This window comes from Duganella sp. Leaf61, assembly GCF_001421905.1.
GTDB classification, from domain to species: Bacteria; Pseudomonadota; Gammaproteobacteria; order Burkholderiales; family Burkholderiaceae_D; genus Rugamonas; species Rugamonas zoogloeoides.
Genome location: NZ_LMLM01000026.1, coordinates 1 through 1,755 on the forward strand (window position 1 = coordinate 1; position 1,755 = coordinate 1,755).

General features: G+C 68.5%; 2 pseudogenes. Both read right to left on the reverse strand.

From position 1 onward, the window contains the following. Window positions 1-1,105, reverse strand: a pseudogene (locus tag ASF04_RS27925) (heme utilization protein); the annotation flags it as partial. An 11-nt stretch (window positions 1,106-1,116) separates the two neighbouring features. Continuing rightward, window positions 1,117-1,755: pseudogene (locus ASF04_RS27930) on the reverse strand (heme utilization protein); the annotation flags it as partial.

The window sequence follows — 1,755 nt, forward strand, 5'->3', positions numbered from 1 at the left end:
TGGTGGTCAGCGCGGCCAGGCTGGCGGTTTTCAGCGCAGCGAAGTCGGCCGTTTCCAGGGCGGCAATCGCGGCGGTGGACAGGCCGGCCACTTGCTGGCTGGTCAGTGCACCGGCCTGGGTAGTGGTCAGGGCAACGATCTGGTCGGTGGTCAGCGCGGCAGCACCGGCGGTGGTCAGCGCGACGATCTGGTTGGTGGACAGGGTCACCAGCTGGTCGGTCGTCAGGGCAGCCACTTGCGCCGTGCGCAGGGAAGCGACACCGGCGGTGGTCAGGCCGGCCAGGTCGGCCGTTTCCAGCGCGACGATGCTATTGGTGGACAACGCGCCAACTTGCGCGGTGGTCAGTGCAGCGACCTGGCTCGAGCTCAGCGCAACAACCTGGTCGGTGGTCAGACCGTTGGCGATATTGGCCGTGGACAGCGCCGCCAGCGACGCGGTGGTCAGCGCCTGCACCTGCGCGGTGGTGATCGCGGCCACTTGCGCCGAGGTCAGGCCGGCGATCGCGGCAGTTTTCAGCGCGGCGAAGTCGGCAGTTTCCAGCGCCACGATGGCGTCGGTGGTCAGGGCAGCGACTTGCTGCGTGGTCAGCGCGTTGGCGGCGGTGGTGCTCAAGGCCACGATCTGGTCGGTGGTCAGGGCACGGACCTGGTTGGTGGTCAGCGCGGCCAGGCTGGCGGTTTTCAGCGCAGCGAAGTCGGCCGTTTCCAGGGCGGCAATCGCGGCGGTGGACAGACCGGCCACTTGCTGGCTGGTCAGTGCGCCAGCCTGGGTGGTGGTCAAGGCAACGATCTGGTCGGTGGTCAGCGCAGCAGCGCTGGCGGTGGTCAGCGCGACGATCTGGTTGGTGGACAGGGCCACCAGCTGGTCGGTCGTCAGGGCGGCAACTTGCGCCGTTTTCAGGGCGGCGACGCCGGCGGTGGTCAGGCCAGCCAGGTCGGCCGTTTCCAGCGCGACGATGCTCGCAGTGGACAAGGCGCCTACTTGCGCGGTGGTCAGGCCGGCAACCTGGCTCGACGACAGGGCGACGATCTGGTTAGTGGTCAGGCCGTTGGCGATATTGGCCGTGGTCAGGGCGGCCAGGCCCGTCGTGCTCAGGCTCTGCACCTGGGCCGTGGTCAGGGCAGCGACTTGCGCGCCGTTTCCAGCGCGACGATGGCGTCGGTGGTGAAGGCGGCAACTTGCTGGGTGGTCAGCGCGCCGGCGCCAGCGGTGGTCAGTGCGACGACTTGGTCGGTGGTCAGGGCGCGGATCTGGTTGGTGGTCAGTGCGGCAACACCGGCGGTTTTCAGCGCGGCAAAGTCGGCCGTTTCCAGCGCCACGATGGCGTTGGTGGACAGGGCTGCCACTTGCGCGGTGGTCAGCGCATTGGCCTGGCCGGTGGTCAGGGCAACCACCTGGTCGGTGGTCAGCGCGGCGACACCGGCGGTGGTGAACGCTGCCACCTGGGTATTCGACAGGGCAACGACCTGGTCGGTGGTCAGCGCGGCAACTTGCGTGGTTTTCAGCGCAGCGATGGCGGCGGTGGAGAGACCGGCCAGGTCGGCCGTTTCCAGCGCGACGATGCTGTTGGTGGACAACGCGCCAACTTGCGCGGTGGTCAGACCGGCAACCTGGCTCGAGCTCAGTGCAACGATCTGGTCGGTGGTCAGGCCGTTGGCGATATTGGCCGTGGTCAGGGCGGCCAGGCCCGTCGTGCTCAGGCTCTGCACCTGGGCCGTGGTCAGGGCAGCGACTTGCGCCGAGGTCAGCGCGGC